The sequence below is a fragment of the Luteimonas yanweni genome (genome assembly GCF_039548475.1).
In the GTDB taxonomy this organism is placed as follows: domain Bacteria; phylum Pseudomonadota; class Gammaproteobacteria; order Xanthomonadales; family Xanthomonadaceae; genus Luteimonas.
In genome coordinates, this window is the sequence record NZ_JBCLVC010000007.1 from 90,766 (window position 1) to 107,138 (window position 16,373).

Sequence of the window (16,373 nt, forward strand, 5' to 3'; positions counted from 1 at the left end):
GCGATACGCGTCCGTCACGGCCGCGCGTCCAGGCTCTCGACCAGCCCCTCGTCGTCGCGGAGCCAAACCAGTGTTGAAGCGCGCCTTGGGCATCGCCATGGCCTTCATCGGCCTGATCGTGGGCGCCGGCTTCGCCTCCGGGCAGGAGATGATGCAGTTCTTCGTCGCCTTCGGGACCATGGGCATCGTCGGCGCCGTGATCGCATCGCTGATCATGACGGTCAGCGGGATCGCAGCCTTCCAGCTGGGCAGCTACACCCAGGCCACCGAGCACACCGCTGTGTTCCGGCTGGTCTCGCCGCGCGCCGTGGCCGGCTTCATGGACCTGGTCACGATTGCCACGCTGTTCGCCATCGGCTTCGTGATGTTCGCCGGCGGCGGCGCGAACATGGCCCAGCAGTTCGATTGGCCCGTCTGGGCCGGCGCCACGCTCACCCTCGCCGCGGTGCTGGTGGCCGGCATGTTCGACGTCTCCAAGGTCACCCGCATCATCGGCGTCATGACGCCCTTCATCATCGTGTTCCTGGTGGGCGCCTCGCTCTGGTCGATCGCAACCGCCGACGCCGACGTCCGGATGCTGAACGTCGCGGCCGCGCAGGTCCGGACCACCCTGCCCAACTGGTGGGTGGGCGCACTCAACTATGTCGGGCTGTGCGTGGTCACGGCCGTGTCGATGGCCATCGTCATGGGCGGCGACGTGTTCGACACGCGCGCGGCAGGCGTGGGCGGGCTGCTGGGCGGGCTGCTTTTCCTCGTGCTGCTGACGCTGTCGGTGGTTGCCCTGTTCCTGCAGGTGCGCACGGTCGGCAGCGATGAACTGCCGATGCTGGCGCTGGTCGACGCCATCCATCCCACGCTCGGCGCAGCCATGTCGGTCGTGGTGTTCGCGATGATCTTCAACACCGCGCTGGGCATGTTCTACGCGCTTGGAAAACGCCTCACGCGACGCCGGCCGGAGTGGTTCCGCAGGGTCTACATCGCCTCGGTGCTGGTGGGCTTCGGGCTGAGCTTCATCGGCTTTCGCGAACTGGTGTCGTATGTCTACCCGGCCTTGGGCTACCTCGGGCTTGGCGTGATCGTGGCGATGGGAGCGGGCTGGCTGCGCGGACGCGAAACCATGTCCGCCGAATCGGCGCGCCGGCAGCGGCTGCGCGCTCTGGCCACGCTCCGCCTCGACCCCAGGCAGGAATTCACCGATCGCGACGCGGCCGAGCTGCGGGAGCTGTCGGAAGACTCCAACCTGTCCACCTCGGACCTGCACGCCATCATCGTGGACCGGGCCGAAAAGGCGCTGGCCGCGGATCCGGAGGTGGACTACGTGCCCCTGCCCGACGATGCCGAGCCGACCGGGATCCTGAGTGAGCCAGGACCCGCGGAAGGCGACCCCTCCGGCCCAGAGCACTCGGACCGCTGAGCCCCGGCCTGCCTGGCCATGCCCTGGCGCGGCCTCGCGCCGCAAACGAAAAAAGCCCCCGCATCGCTGCGGGGGCCCTCGTTTTACTGCGGTGACGCAGGGTCGCTTGGGATCAGAACCCCATGCCGCCCATGCCGCCCATGTCGCCGCCGCCGCCCATGGCCGGCTCTTCCTTCTTGGGAAGCTCCGCCACCATGGCTTCGGTGGTGATCATCAGGCCGGCGATCGAGGCCGCGTTCTGCAACGCGGTGCGGGTGACCTTGGTCGGGTCCAGGATGCCGAACTCGATCATGTCGCCGAACTCGCCGTTGGCGGCGTTGTAGCCGAAGTTGCCCGAACCGTCCTTGACCTTGTTGACGATGACCGACGGCTCTTCGCCGGCGTTGGTCACGATCTCGCGCAGCGGGGCTTCCATCGCGCGCAGGGCGATCTGGATGCCGTGGTTCTGGTCTTCGTTGGCACCCTTCAGGCTCTCGACCGCGGTCTTGGCGCGCAGCAGCGCGACGCCGCCGCCCGGGACCACGCCCTCTTCAACCGCCGCACGCGTGGCGTGCAGGGCGTCTTCGACGCGGGCCTTCTTCTCCTTCATCTCGATCTCGGTCGAGGCACCGACCTTGATCACCGCAACGCCGCCAGCCAGCTTGGCCACGCGCTCCTGCAGCTTCTCGCGGTCGTAGTCCGAAGAGGTCTCTTCGATCTGCGCCTTGATCTGCTTGATGCGGCCTTCGATGCCCGAGCCTTCGCCCGCGCCGTCGATGATCGTGGTGTTTTCCTTGGTGACCTGGATCTTCTTCGCGCGGCCCAGGTCGTTGATGGTCGCCTTCTCGAGCGACAGGCCGACTTCCTCGCTGATCACGGTGCCGCCGGTGAGGATGGCCATGTCTTCCAGCATCGCCTTGCGACGGTCGCCGAAGCCCGGGGCCTTCACGGCCACGACCTTGACGATGCCGCGGATGGTGTTCACCACCAGGGTCGCCAGGGCTTCGCCCTCGACTTCCTCGGCGACGATCAGCAGCGGCTTGCCGGCCTTGGCCACGCCCTCGAGGACGGGCAGCAGGTCGCGGACGTTCGAGATCTTCTTGTCGTGCAGCAGGATGAAGGGATCATCCAGCTCGGCCGACATCGACTGCTGGTTGTTGATGAAGTACGGCGACAGGTAGCCGCGGTCGAACTGCATGCCCTCGACCACGTCCAGCTCGTTGTCCAGGCCCGAACCCTCTTCAACGGTGATCACGCCTTCCTTGCCGACCTTGTCCATCGCCTGGGCGATCAGGTCGCCGATGTTGGCGTCGGAGTTGGCGGAGATGGTGCCGACCTGGGCGATTTCCTTCGAGGTCGACGACGGCTTGCTGATGCTCTTCAGCTCTTCCACGGCAGCCTTGACCGCCTGGTCGATGCCGCGCTTGAGGTCCATCGGGTTCATGCCGGCGGCGACCGCCTTCATGCCCTCGCGGATGAACGCCTGGGCCAGGACGGTCGCGGTGGTGGTGCCGTCACCGGCGTCGTCGGACGTGCGCGAGGCGACTTCCTTCACCATCTGCGCGCCCATGTTCTCGAACTTGTCGGCCAGCTCGATCTCCTTGGCGACGGACACGCCGTCCTTGGTGATCGTGGGGGCGCCGAAGCTCTTGTCGAGCACGACGTTGCGGCCCTTGGGGCCAAGCGTTGCCTTGACAGCGTTGGCAAGCACGTTGACGCCACGGACCATCTTGGCGCGCGCGTCTTCGCCGAAGCGGATTTCCTTCGCGGACATTTCAGTTACCTCGAATATGGATCAGGGAATGGGGGTTGCGATGCGCTTGGCGCGCGCTCAGCCGACGATGGCGAGGATGTCGTCCTCGCGCACGATCTTGTATTCGGTGCCTTCGTGCTTGTACGCCGAGCCCGAGTACTGGCCGTAGATGACCTTGTCGCCGACCTTGACCTTCGGCGCGCGCACGCTGCCGTTGTCCAGGGCCTTGCCCTCGCCGATGGCGATCACTTCGCCGCGGGTGGGCTTTTCCTTGGCATTGTCGGGGATGACGATGCCGCCGGCGGAAATCTCGTCGGCTTCGATCGGCTTGACTACCACACGGTCGTAGAGCGGCTTCAGGTTCATGACAATCCTCACAAGTGATTGATTTTGCTTGACAAAAAAACGAATCGGTCGCGGAGTCTAGCAGTCGGCCCTGCCGAGTGCCAAAACGCGCGCCGCGAAAACCCGGCAGTGCCGGGATGTCCGCAAGATGGGGGGGCGTTCGCGGGGTTCAAGGGCCCCGGAGGAAATAAAAGGCCCGGCTCAGAAGCGCCAGGCGCCGACAACCATGGTCTCGCCGTTGTTGGGCGCGTGCAGGCTGGCGTTCGAGACATGGCGCAGCAGCAGCGAGAAGCGGTCCCACCGCCAGCCGGCGGTGGTCACGAACTGCGGATCGCCGGACAGGGCGTCCGTCTCGCCGGACTGGGCGCCGATGCCGGCACCAAGCGTAAGGCCGTTGTCGGTGCGCTCGTAGCGCAGGCCCACGTAGCCGATCAGGACGTTGTCGGACAGGTCCCGGCCACGCACGTGGCCGCGGCCGTCGACGTGGATGGCGCCGACCTCGCCGCGGAGTACCGCGTTGTCCAGCTCCCGCAGTTCCGGCAGCCAGGCGACCGAGGCCACCTTGGTGAACTCGCGCTCGGTGGTCTTGGAGCCGCCGGCGGCGACCTCGATGCCGGTCGCGGCAGCGGCAGGCAGCGCGAGCACGAACAGGACTGCGGCCAGTCCGGCGCGGAGTGCGGCCGGGCGGATTGGAAAGGACATGGGATGACCTGGATGAATTGGGGGGGAATTCGCTCCACAAGAATACGTTCGCCGCGTCGCGCTGGCGTGCAGATGGGCGGGATAGTGCTTTCCCTGTCTGGCAGCCGTCATGTTTGACGTTTAGATTGCGTGGTTCACGAAGAGGGGAGTACCAGATGCGACCTGTCAGTTCCCGGCTCTGCTGCGCGATCGCGCTGGCGATGGCCGCCACGTTCCCGGCCCAGGCCGAAGTCTTCATCAACGAAATCCACTACGACAACGTCGACACCGACGTCGGCGAGGCGATCGAGGTCGTCGGCAGCGCCGGAGAAAGCCTCGCCGGCTACCAGATCGTGCTCTACAACGGCAGCAACGGCTCCTCGTACGACACCGACACCCTGTCCGAAGGCAGTCTCGCGACCTGCGGTGGCAAGGTCCGCTTCGCCACTATCGAATACCCCGAGAACGGCCTGCAGAACGGCGCGCCCGACGGCATCGCACTGGTCGACCCGCAGGGCAACGTCGTCCAGTTCCTGAGCTACGAAGGCGTGATGGTGGCCAGCAACGGCCCGGCCGCCGGCATGAGCAGCACCGACATCGGCGTCATGCAGCCCAACAGCACGCCGATCGGCCAGTCGCTGCAGCTCGGCGGCACCGGCAACGTCTCCGCCGACTTCACCTGGGCCGAGGCCGCCAGCCAGACATTCGGCGCCTGCAACAACGACCAGTCCTTCGGCGAGCCCGGCAATGCCGCGCCGCGCGTGGTCGAGACCTTCCCGACCCAGGGCTCCAGCGACTTCCCGTACGCGGCCGAGCTCACGGTCACCTTCAGCGAGCCCGTCATCGCGCAGCCGGGTGGGTTCACCCTGGCCTGCGAAGGTTCGGCGCGCCGCAAGCCCACGCTCGACCACGTGTCGCAGGCGACCAGCTTCACCCTGACGCCTTCGATTCCGCTGATCCCCAGCCAGAGCTGCTCGCTCCTGGTCGACGCCGACTTCATCGTCGACCTCGACGAAGCCGCGCCCGAGGCCGACACCGTCATCGACTTCCGCGTGAAGAGCTCGGACAGCGGCGGTGGCGGCGAGTACTACGGCCGGGTCAACGATTCCAGTCCGGAACAGCTGCGCTGCTCGCTGCACGAGACCATCCGCGGGCACGTCGCGTATCCCTACAGCGGCAGCGGCACCAGCACCTGGACGATCCTCGAGATCGCCGACGAGGATCCCAACGACGCCGGCAAGATCCTCGACGTCTACCGCAACCGCAGCTACGCCAAGGGCTCCGACCGCGCCGGCAGCGGCGGCAGCAACAAGTACAACCGCGAGCACACCTGGCCGAATTCGCTCGGCTTCCCGGATCGCGTGGGCGACCTGGGCTATCCGCACTCGCCGTACACCGACACCCACATGCTTTACCTGAGCGACGAGGTCTACAACGGCAACCGCGGGAACATGCCCTTCGCCAACTGTGCATCGTCGAACTGCGGCGAGCGGCCGACCGAGTCCAACAACGGCCGCGGCGGCGGTACCGGCACCTACCCGGGCAATTCGAACTGGGTCCAGGGCTCGAACGGCAACCAGGGTTCGTTCGAGGTCTGGGGCGCGCGCAAGGGCGACATGGCGCGTGCGGTGATGTACATGGCGATCCGCTACGAGGGCGGCGAGCACCCGACCACCGGCCAGTCCGAGCCCGACCTCGAGCTCACCGACGACCGCAGCAAGATCGTGGGCACCAGCGCCTCGCCTGCATACATGGGCCTGCTTTCGACCCTGCTTGAATGGCATCTCGCCGATCCGCCGGATGATGCCGAACGCGCGCGCAACGAGGTGGTCGCCGCCTACCAGGGCAACCGCAACCCCTTCATCGACCATCCGGAATGGGGCACCGAGGCGCTGTTCGCATCCACCGCCCCGGCGACCTGCGAACTCGCCACCCCGCCGGCCGCCCAGCCCCGCAATCCGCGGCTTTACCCGCGCGAGCGCGAGAACGCGGCCGGGGCGGCGGCACCTGCTCCGGCGCTGTCAGGCGGAAGCCGGCTGAAGGCGAAGCGCTGACGCCAGCCTCCCGGGGCGTCGACCAGGACAGGGGTGCCGGATCCGGCACCCCTTTTTCCCGGGCGACCAGATGGAAGCGATGCCATCCGGGCATCGCGATCGACCTTGGCCAGCGTGGAATCAGGCACGCGTGAGGCCCAACGACCCTCCACCGGCCGGTGCCGGGTTTCTGCGTTCCGGGCTCGCGAAGCTGCAGCCCGACCTGGTCAGCTACCCTGTGCGGCTCCTGCCGCCTGCCCGTCCCGATGACCGCACTTCCGCGTACCTGCATCCGCTCCCACGCCACGGCGCCAGTTGCCAGGCCCGCGTGGCGGCGCCTGGCGCACGCCGCCGTGCTGGCGATCGCGGCGCTGCTGGCCCCGGCGGCGGCCCTGGCGGCGGTCGACATGGACGACCTGCTGCCGGTGGACGAGGCCTTCGCGCTGCGCGCCAAGGCCACCGCGCCCGGCCGCATCGAAGTCGAGTTCACGATCGCCGACGGCTACTACCTCTATCGCCACCGCATGGGCGCCGAGCCCGTCGACGACGGGTTTCGCGCAGACCCCGCGGGCCTGCAGCTTCCCGCGGGCACGCGCCACACGGACGAATTCTTCGGCGAGGTCGAGACCTACCGCGGCAGCGTGCGCGGCGTGCTCGAAGGCAGCGCGACCTCCCCACGCACCACGCTGAAGATCCGCTACCAGGGCTGCGCCGACCTCGGCATCTGCTACCCGCCGCAAACGCGCACGGTGGCGGTGGACCTGCCGGCGGCCAGCCCGCGGCCGGTGGCGAGCCGGGCCGACGCCGGCTTCGCCGCGCTGGGCCAGTCGCTGGGCACCGGTGGCGCGGGCGGCGCCCTGCCGGCGGTCGCCGGCGCGGCCGACGCGCTGCCGCTGCCCGACGCGCAGGCCTTCGCGTTCGAAGCCATCGTCGACGATGGCGACACGCTGCTGATGCGCTTCACCCCGGCGCCCGGCTACTACCTCTACCGCGACCGCAGCAGCTTCAGGCTGGAGGCCGATGGCATCCGGGCAGGCGCGCCGCGCTGGCCACGCGGGGTCGCGCACCACGATGAATACTTCGGCGAGGTCGTGGTCTATTTCGACCGGATCGACGTACCGCTGCCCCTGCAGCGCAGCCACGGCGAGCCGCGCGAGGCCACCCTCACCGCCACCTTCCAGGGCTGCCAGGACGGAGGCATCTGCTATCCGCCGATGACCCGCAGCGTGCACGTGTCGCTTCCCGCGGGCACGGCTTCGGTGGCGCCGGGTCGCGCGGCCGCGCCGATCCAGCCGGAAGGCGCGCGCGGCACGGCCAGCGCCGACCCCGCGACCGGTCCGGACGCCGAAAGCACCGGCGTCGACGTCGCCAACGCCCTGGCCCGCATTGCAGGGGGCGACGGGGACCCGTCGGGAACCGTGGCCGCGGAGGCGCCCGCATCCGGCACGCCCGCAGTCGCCGCGCCGGACCCGGCCGGCGGCGCGGTCGCCGACAACGCCGTCCGCAGCCGGCCGCCCGGCAGCGCCGGCGCCGGACTTGCCGGCGCCCTGCTGCTGGCGCTGGCCGGCGGCATCCTGCTCAATCTCATGCCCTGCGTGTTGCCGATCCTCTCGCTCAAGGTGCTGGGCCTGGCGCAGGGCGGCGCCAGCCGCGCCCACGCCCGCCGGCAGGCGCTCTGGTACACCGCAGGCGTGCTGGTCGCGTTCGCCGTCGTCGGCCTGGCCGTACTGGCCCTGCGCGCCGCGGGCCAGGCCATGGGCTGGGGCTTCCAGCTTCAGCAGCCGGGCTTCGTGGCCGCACTGGTGCTGCTGATGGCGGCAGTCGGCCTGAGCCTCTCGGGCGTGTTCAGCGTCGGCGGCAGCGCCAACCTCGGCCAGGGGCTGGCCGCGCGCAGCGGACCGGTCGGCGACTTCTTCACCGGCGTGCTCGCCTGCGTGGTCGCCAGCCCCTGCATCGCGCCGTTCATGGGCGGCGCGCTGGCCTATGCCTTCTCGGCCCCGCCGGCCGCCGCGTTGCTGGTGTTCCTGGCGCTGGGCCTGGGGCTGGCACTGCCCTTCCTGCTGGTCGGTTTCGTGCCGGCGCTGGCCGACCGCCTGCCAAAGCCTGGCGCGTGGATGGACACGCTCAAGCAGGTGCTGGCCTTCCCGATGTACCTCACCGCCATCTGGCTGGCCTGGGTACTGGGGCGCCAGCGCGGCGTCGATGCCATGGCGCTGGTGGCCGCGGGCGTGGCGGTGATGGCCCTGGCCCTGTGGTGGCTGGAGCGCGCGCGCATGCGCGGCGGCTGGTTGCGGCGGCTGCCGGCGATCGCGCTGCTGCTGGTGGCGCTGTCGTCTGCCTGGCTGGTCGGACGCATACCGGCGCCGGCCGTTGCCGCGGCACCCGCGGCCGAGGGCGGCCGCGTGCCCTACTCCGCCGAGCGCCTGCGCAGCCTGCGCGATGCCGGCACCCCCGTGTTCGTCAACATGACCGCCGACTGGTGCGTGACCTGCAAGGCCAACGAACGCGGCACGCTGTCCAGCGACGCTTTCAGGGACGCCCTGGCCCGCACCGGGACCATCTATATGGTCGGTGACTGGACCAACGTCGATCCTGAGATCAGCGCCTTCCTCGAGCAGCACCGCGCCGTGGGCGTGCCGCTGTACGTGGTCTACCCGCGCGACGGCGGCGAAGGCCACGTGCTGCCGGCCGTGCTCGACCGCGACAGCACGGTCGCGGCACTCGAACGGGGGGCACGCTGATGCGCACGCGCAGCATCCTGCTGGTGGCGCTGGCCGCGGGCGTCCTTGGCGTGGTGGCCGGGCTGGCGGTCAACGGCCCCGGCCCCCTGCTGCGCACCGAGCTCGGCCAGCGCGCGGTGCAGCAGGCGATGGACGCCGTGGCGCCGCCGCCGCCCGCCGACCTCGTGGTGGCCCGCCGCGGCGAACAGGTTCCCGCCATTACCCTGCCCGACCTGTCCGGCACGCCGCGCACCCTGCCGGCGGAGTTTGCCGGCCGTCCGCTGCTGGTGAACTTCTGGGCCAGCTGGTGCGGCCCCTGCATCGAGGAGATGCCCGAACTCGACCGCTTCACCGCCGAACAGGGTGGCAGCGGCGTGCAGGTGATCGGCATCGCGCTCGACGACCAGGCAGCCGTGGAAGAGTTCCTGGAGCGCATCCCGGTGCGCTATCCGATCCTGATCGACGCCGCGGGTCCGCGCGATTCCGGTGTCCAGCTCGGCAACCAGCGCGGGATTCTGCCGTATACCGTGCTGGTCTCCGCCGACGGCCGGCTGCTCAAGCAGCGCATCGGCCCGTTCGTGCACGGCGAGCTGGACGCCTGGGCCCGCAGCGGCGACTGATCAAACGGACGTTTAAAACTGCGCTAATTCGCAAAACTTCGGCGATCTGGACACGATCGACCGCTTGCCGCAGACTGGCCGCCGTTTTCGTGACGGCGGATCCGCACCGGAGATGGACAGGCTTCTGGTCCTCCACGGCCCCAACCTCAACCTGCTCGGCAGCCGCGAGCCGGAGATCTATGGCCGCGACACGCTGGCCGCGATCGACGCCGGGCTGCGCGCGCGCGCGGAGTCGGCGGGGCTGGCGTTCGAGAGCCTGCAGTCCAACGCCGAGCACGTGCTGGTGGACCGGGTCCAGGCCGCCGCGGGCGACGGCACCCGCTTCATCCTGCTCAACCCGGCCGCCTTCACCCATACCTCGGTGGCGCTGCGCGACGCGCTGGCCGCGGTCGCGATCCCCTTCATCGAAGTGCACCTGTCCAACCCGCACGCGCGCGAACCCTTCCGCCGCCAGAGCTTCTTCAGCGACCTGGCGGTGGGCGTGGTGGCGGGCTTTGGCGCCGCCAGCTACGCGCTTGCCCTGGATGCCGCCCTCCCCCGCCTGGCGCGGGCGGACTGAGCCGGATTCCGGTTTCACCGTCCACGACCCGCGATTTCCCGATTGCCACTGCCGGCGCCTGCCGGCACCACCTGAGAGGCCCGCATGGACCTGAGAAAAATCAAGAAGCTGATCGACCTGCTCGAGGACTCCAACCTCGCCGAGATCGAGATCAAGGAAGGCGAGGAATCCGTGCGCCTCGCACGCACGCCGCGCGGCTATGGGCCGCAGGCACCGGCCCAGTTCATCCAGGCCGGCGCGCAGCCCGAGCCGGTGATGCCGATGCAATCGCCCGTCCAGGCCGCCACCGGCGGACGGCCGGCCGAGCCGACCGGCCCCGCGCTTCCCGACGGCCACGTCGTGCGCTCGCCGATGGTCGGCACGTTCTACTCGTCGCCGGCGCCGGACAAGCCGCCCTTCGTCACCGTCGGCCAGGCGGTCAGCGCCGGCGACACGCTGGGCATCATCGAAGCCATGAAGATGTTCAACCCGATCGAAGCCGATGTCGCCGGCACGGTCCTGGCCATCGTCGGCGAGAGCGGACAGCCGGTCGAATTCGACCAGCCGCTGTTCGTGATCGGCTGAGGCCGGACGACATGCCCCTCGACAAGGTCGTCATCGCCAACCGCGGCGAGATCGCGCTGCGCATCCTGCGCGCCTGCCACGCGCTGGGCATCCGCACCGTCGCCGTGCATTCCACCGTCGACCGCAACCTCAAGCACGTCGGCATGGCGGACGAATCGGTGTGCATCGGCCCGGCGCCCTCGCCGCAAAGCTACCTGGACATGGCCAGCATCATCGCCGCCGCCGAGGTCACCGACGCCCAGGCGATCCACCCCGGCTACGGCTTCCTGGCCGAGAACGCCGACTTCGCCGAACGCGTGGAGCAGTCGGGCTTCACCTTCATCGGCCCCAAGGCCGACACCATCCGGCTGATGGGCGACAAGGTGGAGGCGATCAAGGCCATGAAGGCCGCCGGCGTGCCCTGCGTGCCCGGCTCGGACGGCCCGCTGGGCGACGACGCCGCGGAGAACATCCGGCTTGCGCGCGGGATCGGCTATCCGGTGATCGTGAAGGCGGCCGGCGGCGGCGGCGGCCGCGGCATGCGCGTGGTCCACACCGAGGCCGCGCTGCCGGGCGCCGTGGCGACCACCAAGCAGGAGGCCAAGGCGGCCTTCGGCAACGACATGGTCTACATGGAGAAGTTCCTCGAGAACCCGCGCCACATCGAGATCCAGGTGCTGGCCGACGGCCAGGGCAAGGCCATCCACCTGGGCGAGCGCGACTGTTCGATGCAGCGCCGCCACCAGAAGGTGGTCGAGGAAGCGCCGGCACCGGGCATCACCGAGGCCATGCGCACGGAGATCGGCCAGGTCTGCGTGGACGCGTGCATCCGCATCGGCTACCGCGGCGCCGGCACCTTCGAGTTCCTGTTCGAGGACGGCCGCTTCTACTTCATCGAGATGAACACCCGCATCCAGGTCGAGCACCCGGTCACCGAGATGGTCACCGGCATCGACCTGATCCGCGAGCAGCTGTTGATCGCCGCCGGCCGCCCGCTGTCGATCCGGCAGGAAGACGTGGTGTTGCGCGGGCATGCCATCGAATGCCGGATCAACGCCGAGGACCCGGACAGCTTCCTGCCCTCGCCCGGGCTGATCCAGCACTTCCACGCACCCGGCGGCCCCGGCGTGCGCGTGGACAGCCACGTCTACGAGGGATACAGGGTGCCGTCCAATTACGACTCGATGATCGGCAAGCTGATCGTCCACGGCGCCGACCGCGAGCAGGCGATCTGCCGCATGCGCGTCGCGCTCAGCGAGATGGTGGTCGACGGCATCCGCACCAATATCCCGCTGCAGCAGCGGATCCTCGCCGACCGCGGCTTCGAGGAAGGCGGGCGCAACATCCACTACCTCGAGAAGCGCCTGACCGAGCGCAAGGAAACCTCGCTCTCGATTCTCTGAGCGTCGCTCCTGAACAGGCGCCGCCGTGTCCAGCGGCGGCGCCATGTCGCACCGCACCTTGGTGGCTCCGGCCAGCTCGCATATGCTCGATCGTTCACCGGGCACGGGGGCCGGTACAAACGACAAGGGAGAGAGGATCGATGCGCGTTCGCAAGAGCAGGGTCGCAACCGTCGTGTTGGGCGGCCTTCTGGCCACGGCCACCGCCGGGATCGTAGTCGCACAGCCACGTACCGCCGCACCCGCGCCCGAGGGCGCCACCACCGAAAAGGCCGCGAGGCCATGGAGCATCGGCGGCGGCGACATCGGCATCCGCTGGAACCATGACCTTGCCGGAGACCTCGGCATGCGCATCGTGCCCGGCTCCGTCCACGGCCAGCTCACGTCCGACGGCTCCGAGCGCTTCGCGCTGCGTGACGCCCTGCAGATGAGCTTCTTCGTGGACAACGGCTATGCACGGCAGATGGCCGGCGGCGCACTGCAGGCCCGCGGCGGCTACGTGATGCAGCTGAAGGGCGGCAGCATCGACCTGGACGGCTTCCGCCTGGTCCCGCGCGCGGTCAAGCGCGGCGCCGAACCCGAGTTCGACCTGGTCGACGCCAAGGGCGTGGCCTGGTTCCACGTCGACCATGTGATGCACGAACTGCTGGACGATCCGCCGTCGTTCACCATCGGCTCCTCCGACATCCGGATCAGTGAGCGGCTGGCGCAACGCATCGGCGCGCCGTATGCCGCGGGCATGGCGATCGCCGAGCTGCAGCTCGACGTGCCGGTGCAGGTGCGCGGCAGCGGCGACCTCCGGCCGATGGCCAACCACATCACCTGGGACGGCGATCCCGCGCCCGACGGCGGCACCTACCAGAACGACATCTTCATGCTCAGCACCTTCGCGCAGTACCTGCGCTGCCAGGGCTGCAGCGGGCCCGCGGGCAACGGGACCATGGCCATCGCGCCGTCGGCCACGCTGAAGAACAACGTCAACGAAGGCAGCATCAACGCCACCGTGCCCAACGACCCTCTGGGTACCAGCCGCGCGATGTGGACGGCCAGCATCCCCTGGCACCAGAAGTTCTCGGGCAATTCGGCGCCGTACAACAACGACCAGCATCCCTACCTGATCTGGAACATGTACCGGACCAACGCCGACGGCAGCTTCGAGCAGGTCGGCCGCTCCGGCGTGAAGCACGCCTACCTGACCACCAACGGCAGCTGCCTGGACAGCAACGACCACCACGGACACGCGCTCGGCCGCGGCTGCACCGACACCTACTCGGTCGGCAACAACGACTACACCCAGGGCATGACCTCGCGCGACGAGATCCTGCCCGGCCCGGGCCTCTGGGGCCGCTGCGGCTCGATCTTCGACCCCGACTGCAACGGCGCCCAGAACACCGCGCCGGGCGACAACTATTCCCACCGCATGCTGGTCGGCGAATCGCAGGTGTCGGCCACCGCCAACCCCGGCGCCACCTGGATGTTCGAGTCCTGGTACGTCGCGCGCAAGGACATCGACATCTACAACTCGATGTCCACCAAGCTCACCACGCCGTCGTGGACGGGCAGCATCTGGAACATCGGGACCAGCGTGGAGCGCCTGGGCTCGGCGATCGACCGCTGGTTCGCCAGCGGCAGCGCGCCGCTGAACCCGCGCAACCCGCACATGAACCCGACCAAGGAACGCAAGCTCATGACCGAGCTGGTGTCCGGGGACTCGCACGCCAAGCTGGGGGTCAAGGTCAAGCGCCTGCCAGGGGGCACCTGGCAGTACCACTACGCGCTGATGAACTTCGACTTCGCCTTCGCCGACACCGAAGGCAACTCGCCCAACCTGCGCATCCGTTCGACGCAGGGCTTCGACGCCTTCGCCCTGGCCACCGGCTCGGGCGCGTTCGTCACCGGCACCACGGTCCGCGATGGCGACCTGGATGCGGCGAACGACTGGGCCTTCGAGGCCGGCGCCGACGGCATCGAGTGGCGCGCGGGTTCCGGCGGCCGCTCGCTGGGTTGGGGCGAGCTGTACTCCTTCACCGTGCTTTCCACGAAGTCGCCGGTGGGCGGCACCGCCACCCTGCGCGCCGACGGCACCGGCCGCGGCACCGCCTTCCAGGTCCAGACCCTGGTGCCGGGCGGCTGAGCCCGTTGCCGGCCCGGGGCGATCCCGGGCCGGCAGCCCCGCACGAGGGCCGGTACCATGATGCGTCCCCGGTCCGGCCCCGCGCGATGCCCTTCCTTGAACTGACCCTGCACTGCCGCGAATCCGAACAGCCCCGCTACGAGCACGCCTTCGACGACGTCGGCGCGCTGGCGGTCACCATGCTCGATGCGGACGCCGATACCGGCAACGAACGCGCGATCCTCGAGCCCGGCGTCGGCGAGACACCCCTCTGGGCGGCGATTTCGCTGAGCGCGCTGTTTCCGCACGACGCCGACCCCTTGCTGTTGCTCGCTGCACTGGAGAGCTTCGACTCCGGCCTGGACTGGAGCCGGGTGTCGTTCCGCAACGTCGAGGACCAGGACTGGGAGCGCGCATGGATGGACCAGTACGCGCCGCTGCGCTTCGGCGAGCGCACCTGGATCGTGCCCTGGAACCACGAGCTGCCCGACGGCGCCGCGAGCGACGACGCCGCCGCCATCGTGCGCCTGGACCCGGGTCTGGCTTTCGGCTCCGGCACCCATCCCACCACGGCGCTGTGCCTGCGCTGGCTGGACGGACTGGCCAGCGACGGCCTGTTGGACGGCGTGCGCGTGCTCGACTTCGGCTGCGGCAGCGGCATCCTCGCACTGGCCGCGCTCAAGCTCGGCGCCGCCCACGCCACCGGCATCGACAACGACCCGCAGGCGCTGCTGGCGACCGCCGACAACGCCGCGCGCAACGCCGTAGGCGAACGTCTGGCGGTGCACGCGCCCGCTGACGCGCCCGCCGGCACCTGGCCGGTGGTGGTCGCCAACATCCTCGCTTCGGCGCTGGATGCGCTCGCCGGCGAGTTGGCCGCTCGCGTCGGACCCGGCGGCCGCCTGGCGCTGTCAGGCATCCTCGTCGGCCAGCAGGACGCGCTGCTCGCGCGCTACGGCGAGTGGTTCGACGGGCTCTCGGTCACGGTCGATGGTGACTGGGTTCGCATTGACGGCATCCGCCGCCGCTGACGGCTGCCCGCCGCGAAGCGCGCGTGCTTGAATAGGGCATATGTTCGTCAACTGCCCCTCCTGTCGCGGCCTGGTCGCCACCGACCCGGCCACCGACCTGCCCCCGGAACGCTGCCCCCGCTGCGCGGCGCCGCTGCGCGACCTTCCCGCGGGCGCGGCGGCCACGGTGGACGACGCCCGCAGCGGCGTGGCCGCGGCGATCTCGGAGGCATTCGACATGCCGGGAACCGGCGCCGCGGATCCGGCGGACGATGGCGCTGCGCAGCCCGCGATCTCGATCGCCACGCTGCTGCAGGTACCGGCACCGCCGCCGGCCGGCCCCGAGCCGGAGCCGGAGCCCGACCCCGAACCGAAGCCGGAGCCCGGACCGGCCGCGTCGCGGGGCGCAGTGCAGGTTCCGGTGCCCGCGGATGACGCCGCGACACCTGCGGCGGACCGGGATGGCCTGCCATCCACGAACGCGGCACCGACGAGCCCGCTTCAGCCAGCCACCGGGGACCCGGCCGCGGACGCCGGACAGCCCGTCATCCCGGACCCGGCAGCCGGAGCCGCCCAGCCAACCGCCGCTCCGCCGCCGCCAAAGACGCAGCGCGCCGCCAGTCGTGCGGCCCCGAGCTTCGCCCGCGCCCGTCGCGGCGACGCGCCCGACGCACGAGCCGGCCACGGATGGGCGCTGCCCGCCGCCGTCATCGCCCTGGCGCTGCTGCTGGCACTGCAATGGCTGCTGGCCGATCGCGCGCGGCTGGCCGGCGACCCGGGCTGGCGGCCGGTGGTCGCTGGCGCCTGCGGCCTGTTGCGCTGCACCGTGCCGCCCTGGCGCGAGGCCGGTGCGTTCACCCTGCTCGAACGCGACGTGCGTCCGCACCCCCGGGCCGCGAACGCGCTGCGCATCGCCGCCAGCTTCCGCAACGACGCCGCCTGGGCGCAGCCTTGGCCGGGGATCGTGCTGACGCTGTCCGACATCGACGGCCGCCCGCTCGGCACGCGCGAATTCACCGCGGCGGAGTACCTGGGCGGCAGGCCACCCTCGGACCTGCTCGCCAGCGGCCAGGGCGCCGTGATCCGGATGGACGTGCTCGAGCCCGGTCCCGGCGCGGTCAGCTTCGCCTTCGATTTCCGCGACGGGCCCGCGCCAATGGCAGGCGCGGGCGCCGCGCGTTAGACTCGTTTCCGATCGCGCG

Annotated in this window: 13 protein-coding genes; 10 read left to right on the forward strand and 3 right to left on the reverse strand. The window is 70.1% G+C overall.

Features of this window, described 5'->3' with window-relative positions; translation table 11 throughout:
- Positions 1-73: 73 nt before the first annotated feature.
- The gene (locus WCE39_RS03400; protein ID WP_343275310.1) at positions 74-1,414 is read left to right on the forward strand and encodes a YkvI family membrane protein; all 1,341 of its coding nucleotides are present in this window, start codon (positions 74-76) and stop codon (positions 1,412-1,414) included.
- Between the two features lie 112 nt (positions 1,415-1,526).
- On the opposite strand, the gene groL is transcribed toward WCE39_RS03400, so the two are convergent.
- The 3 genes from groL to WCE39_RS03415 form a co-directional block, all read right to left on the reverse strand.
- A complete protein-coding gene (gene groL / locus WCE39_RS03405; RefSeq protein WP_343275311.1) occupies positions 1,527-3,167 on the reverse strand; it encodes a chaperonin GroEL in 1,641 nt (546 codons plus the stop codon).
- A 57-nt stretch (positions 3,168-3,224) separates the two neighbouring features.
- Positions 3,225-3,512: a co-chaperone GroES gene (groES, locus tag WCE39_RS03410; protein ID WP_343275312.1), complete on the reverse strand. Its 288-nt coding sequence runs from the start codon at positions 3,510-3,512 to the stop codon at positions 3,225-3,227.
- A gap of 180 nt (positions 3,513-3,692) precedes the next feature.
- On the reverse strand, positions 3,693-4,193 hold the full coding sequence (locus tag WCE39_RS03415) for a hypothetical protein (protein ID WP_343275313.1): 501 nt from the start codon (positions 4,191-4,193) through the stop codon (positions 3,693-3,695).
- A 155-nt stretch (positions 4,194-4,348) separates the two neighbouring features.
- Between WCE39_RS03415 and WCE39_RS03420 the strand changes: the two genes are divergently transcribed.
- From WCE39_RS03420 to WCE39_RS03460, 9 genes are all read left to right on the forward strand, one after another.
- Positions 4,349-6,226, forward strand: a complete 1,878-nt coding sequence (locus WCE39_RS03420; protein ID WP_343275314.1) for an endonuclease — start codon at positions 4,349-4,351, stop codon at positions 6,224-6,226.
- A gap of 245 nt (positions 6,227-6,471) precedes the next feature.
- Positions 6,472-8,946: a protein-disulfide reductase DsbD domain-containing protein gene (locus WCE39_RS03425; RefSeq protein ID WP_449283931.1), complete on the forward strand. Its 2,475-nt coding sequence runs from the start codon at positions 6,472-6,474 to the stop codon at positions 8,944-8,946.
- Complete coding sequence (locus tag WCE39_RS03430) at positions 8,946-9,545, forward strand: TlpA family protein disulfide reductase (RefSeq protein WP_343275315.1); 600 nt, start codon at positions 8,946-8,948, stop codon at positions 9,543-9,545. Before WCE39_RS03425 ends, WCE39_RS03430 begins: the two co-directional genes overlap by 1 nt.
- Positions 9,546-9,657: 112 nt before the next feature.
- On the forward strand, positions 9,658-10,104 hold the full coding sequence (gene aroQ / locus WCE39_RS03435) for a type II 3-dehydroquinate dehydratase (RefSeq protein WP_343275316.1): 447 nt from the start codon (positions 9,658-9,660) through the stop codon (positions 10,102-10,104).
- A gap of 84 nt (positions 10,105-10,188) precedes the next feature.
- Positions 10,189-10,668 carry an acetyl-CoA carboxylase biotin carboxyl carrier protein gene (gene accB, locus WCE39_RS03440; protein WP_343275317.1) on the forward strand — a complete coding sequence of 160 codons (480 nt, stop codon included), beginning with the start codon at positions 10,189-10,191 and terminating at the stop codon, positions 10,666-10,668.
- An 11-nt stretch (positions 10,669-10,679) separates the two neighbouring features.
- Positions 10,680-12,050 carry an acetyl-CoA carboxylase biotin carboxylase subunit gene (gene accC / locus WCE39_RS03445; RefSeq protein WP_343275318.1) on the forward strand — a complete coding sequence of 457 codons (1,371 nt, stop codon included), beginning with the start codon at positions 10,680-10,682 and terminating at the stop codon, positions 12,048-12,050.
- 140 nt (positions 12,051-12,190) lie between these two features.
- Positions 12,191-14,182, forward strand: coding sequence for a hypothetical protein (locus tag WCE39_RS03450; protein WP_343275319.1), 1,992 nt, complete (start codon positions 12,191-12,193; stop codon positions 14,180-14,182).
- An 86-nt stretch (positions 14,183-14,268) separates the two neighbouring features.
- Positions 14,269-15,192, forward strand: a complete 924-nt coding sequence (gene prmA, locus WCE39_RS03455) for a 50S ribosomal protein L11 methyltransferase (RefSeq protein ID WP_343275320.1) — start codon at positions 14,269-14,271, stop codon at positions 15,190-15,192.
- A 40-nt stretch (positions 15,193-15,232) separates the two neighbouring features.
- Positions 15,233-16,354, forward strand: a complete 1,122-nt coding sequence (locus tag WCE39_RS03460; RefSeq protein ID WP_343275321.1) for a DUF3426 domain-containing protein — start codon at positions 15,233-15,235, stop codon at positions 16,352-16,354.
- Positions 16,355-16,373 lie beyond the last annotated feature (19 nt).

Bases quoted from the DNA above. Each gene is read 5' to 3' on its own strand.
- groL (WP_343275311.1), bottom strand. From the start codon at position 3,167: ATGTCCGCGAAGGAAATCCGCTTCGGCGAAGACGCGCGCGCCAAGATG.
- WCE39_RS03420 (WP_343275314.1), top strand. From the start codon at position 4,349: ATGCGACCTGTCAGTTCCCGGCTCTGCTGCGCGATCGCGCTGGCGATG.
- WCE39_RS03450 (WP_343275319.1), top strand. From the start codon at position 12,191: ATGCGCGTTCGCAAGAGCAGGGTCGCAACCGTCGTGTTGGGCGGCCTT.
- accC (WP_343275318.1), top strand. From the start codon at position 10,680: ATGCCCCTCGACAAGGTCGTCATCGCCAACCGCGGCGAGATCGCGCTG.
- WCE39_RS03460 (WP_343275321.1), top strand. From the start codon at position 15,233: ATGTTCGTCAACTGCCCCTCCTGTCGCGGCCTGGTCGCCACCGACCCG.
- prmA (WP_343275320.1), top strand. From the start codon at position 14,269: ATGCCCTTCCTTGAACTGACCCTGCACTGCCGCGAATCCGAACAGCCC.
- WCE39_RS03425 (WP_449283931.1), top strand. From the start codon at position 6,472: ATGACCGCACTTCCGCGTACCTGCATCCGCTCCCACGCCACGGCGCCA.
- accB (WP_343275317.1), top strand. From the start codon at position 10,189: ATGGACCTGAGAAAAATCAAGAAGCTGATCGACCTGCTCGAGGACTCC.
- WCE39_RS03430 (WP_343275315.1), top strand. From the start codon at position 8,946: ATGCGCACGCGCAGCATCCTGCTGGTGGCGCTGGCCGCGGGCGTCCTT.
- aroQ (WP_343275316.1), top strand. From the start codon at position 9,658: ATGGACAGGCTTCTGGTCCTCCACGGCCCCAACCTCAACCTGCTCGGC.
- groES (WP_343275312.1), bottom strand. From the start codon at position 3,512: ATGAACCTGAAGCCGCTCTACGACCGTGTGGTAGTCAAGCCGATCGAA.
- WCE39_RS03415 (WP_343275313.1), bottom strand. From the start codon at position 4,193: ATGTCCTTTCCAATCCGCCCGGCCGCACTCCGCGCCGGACTGGCCGCA.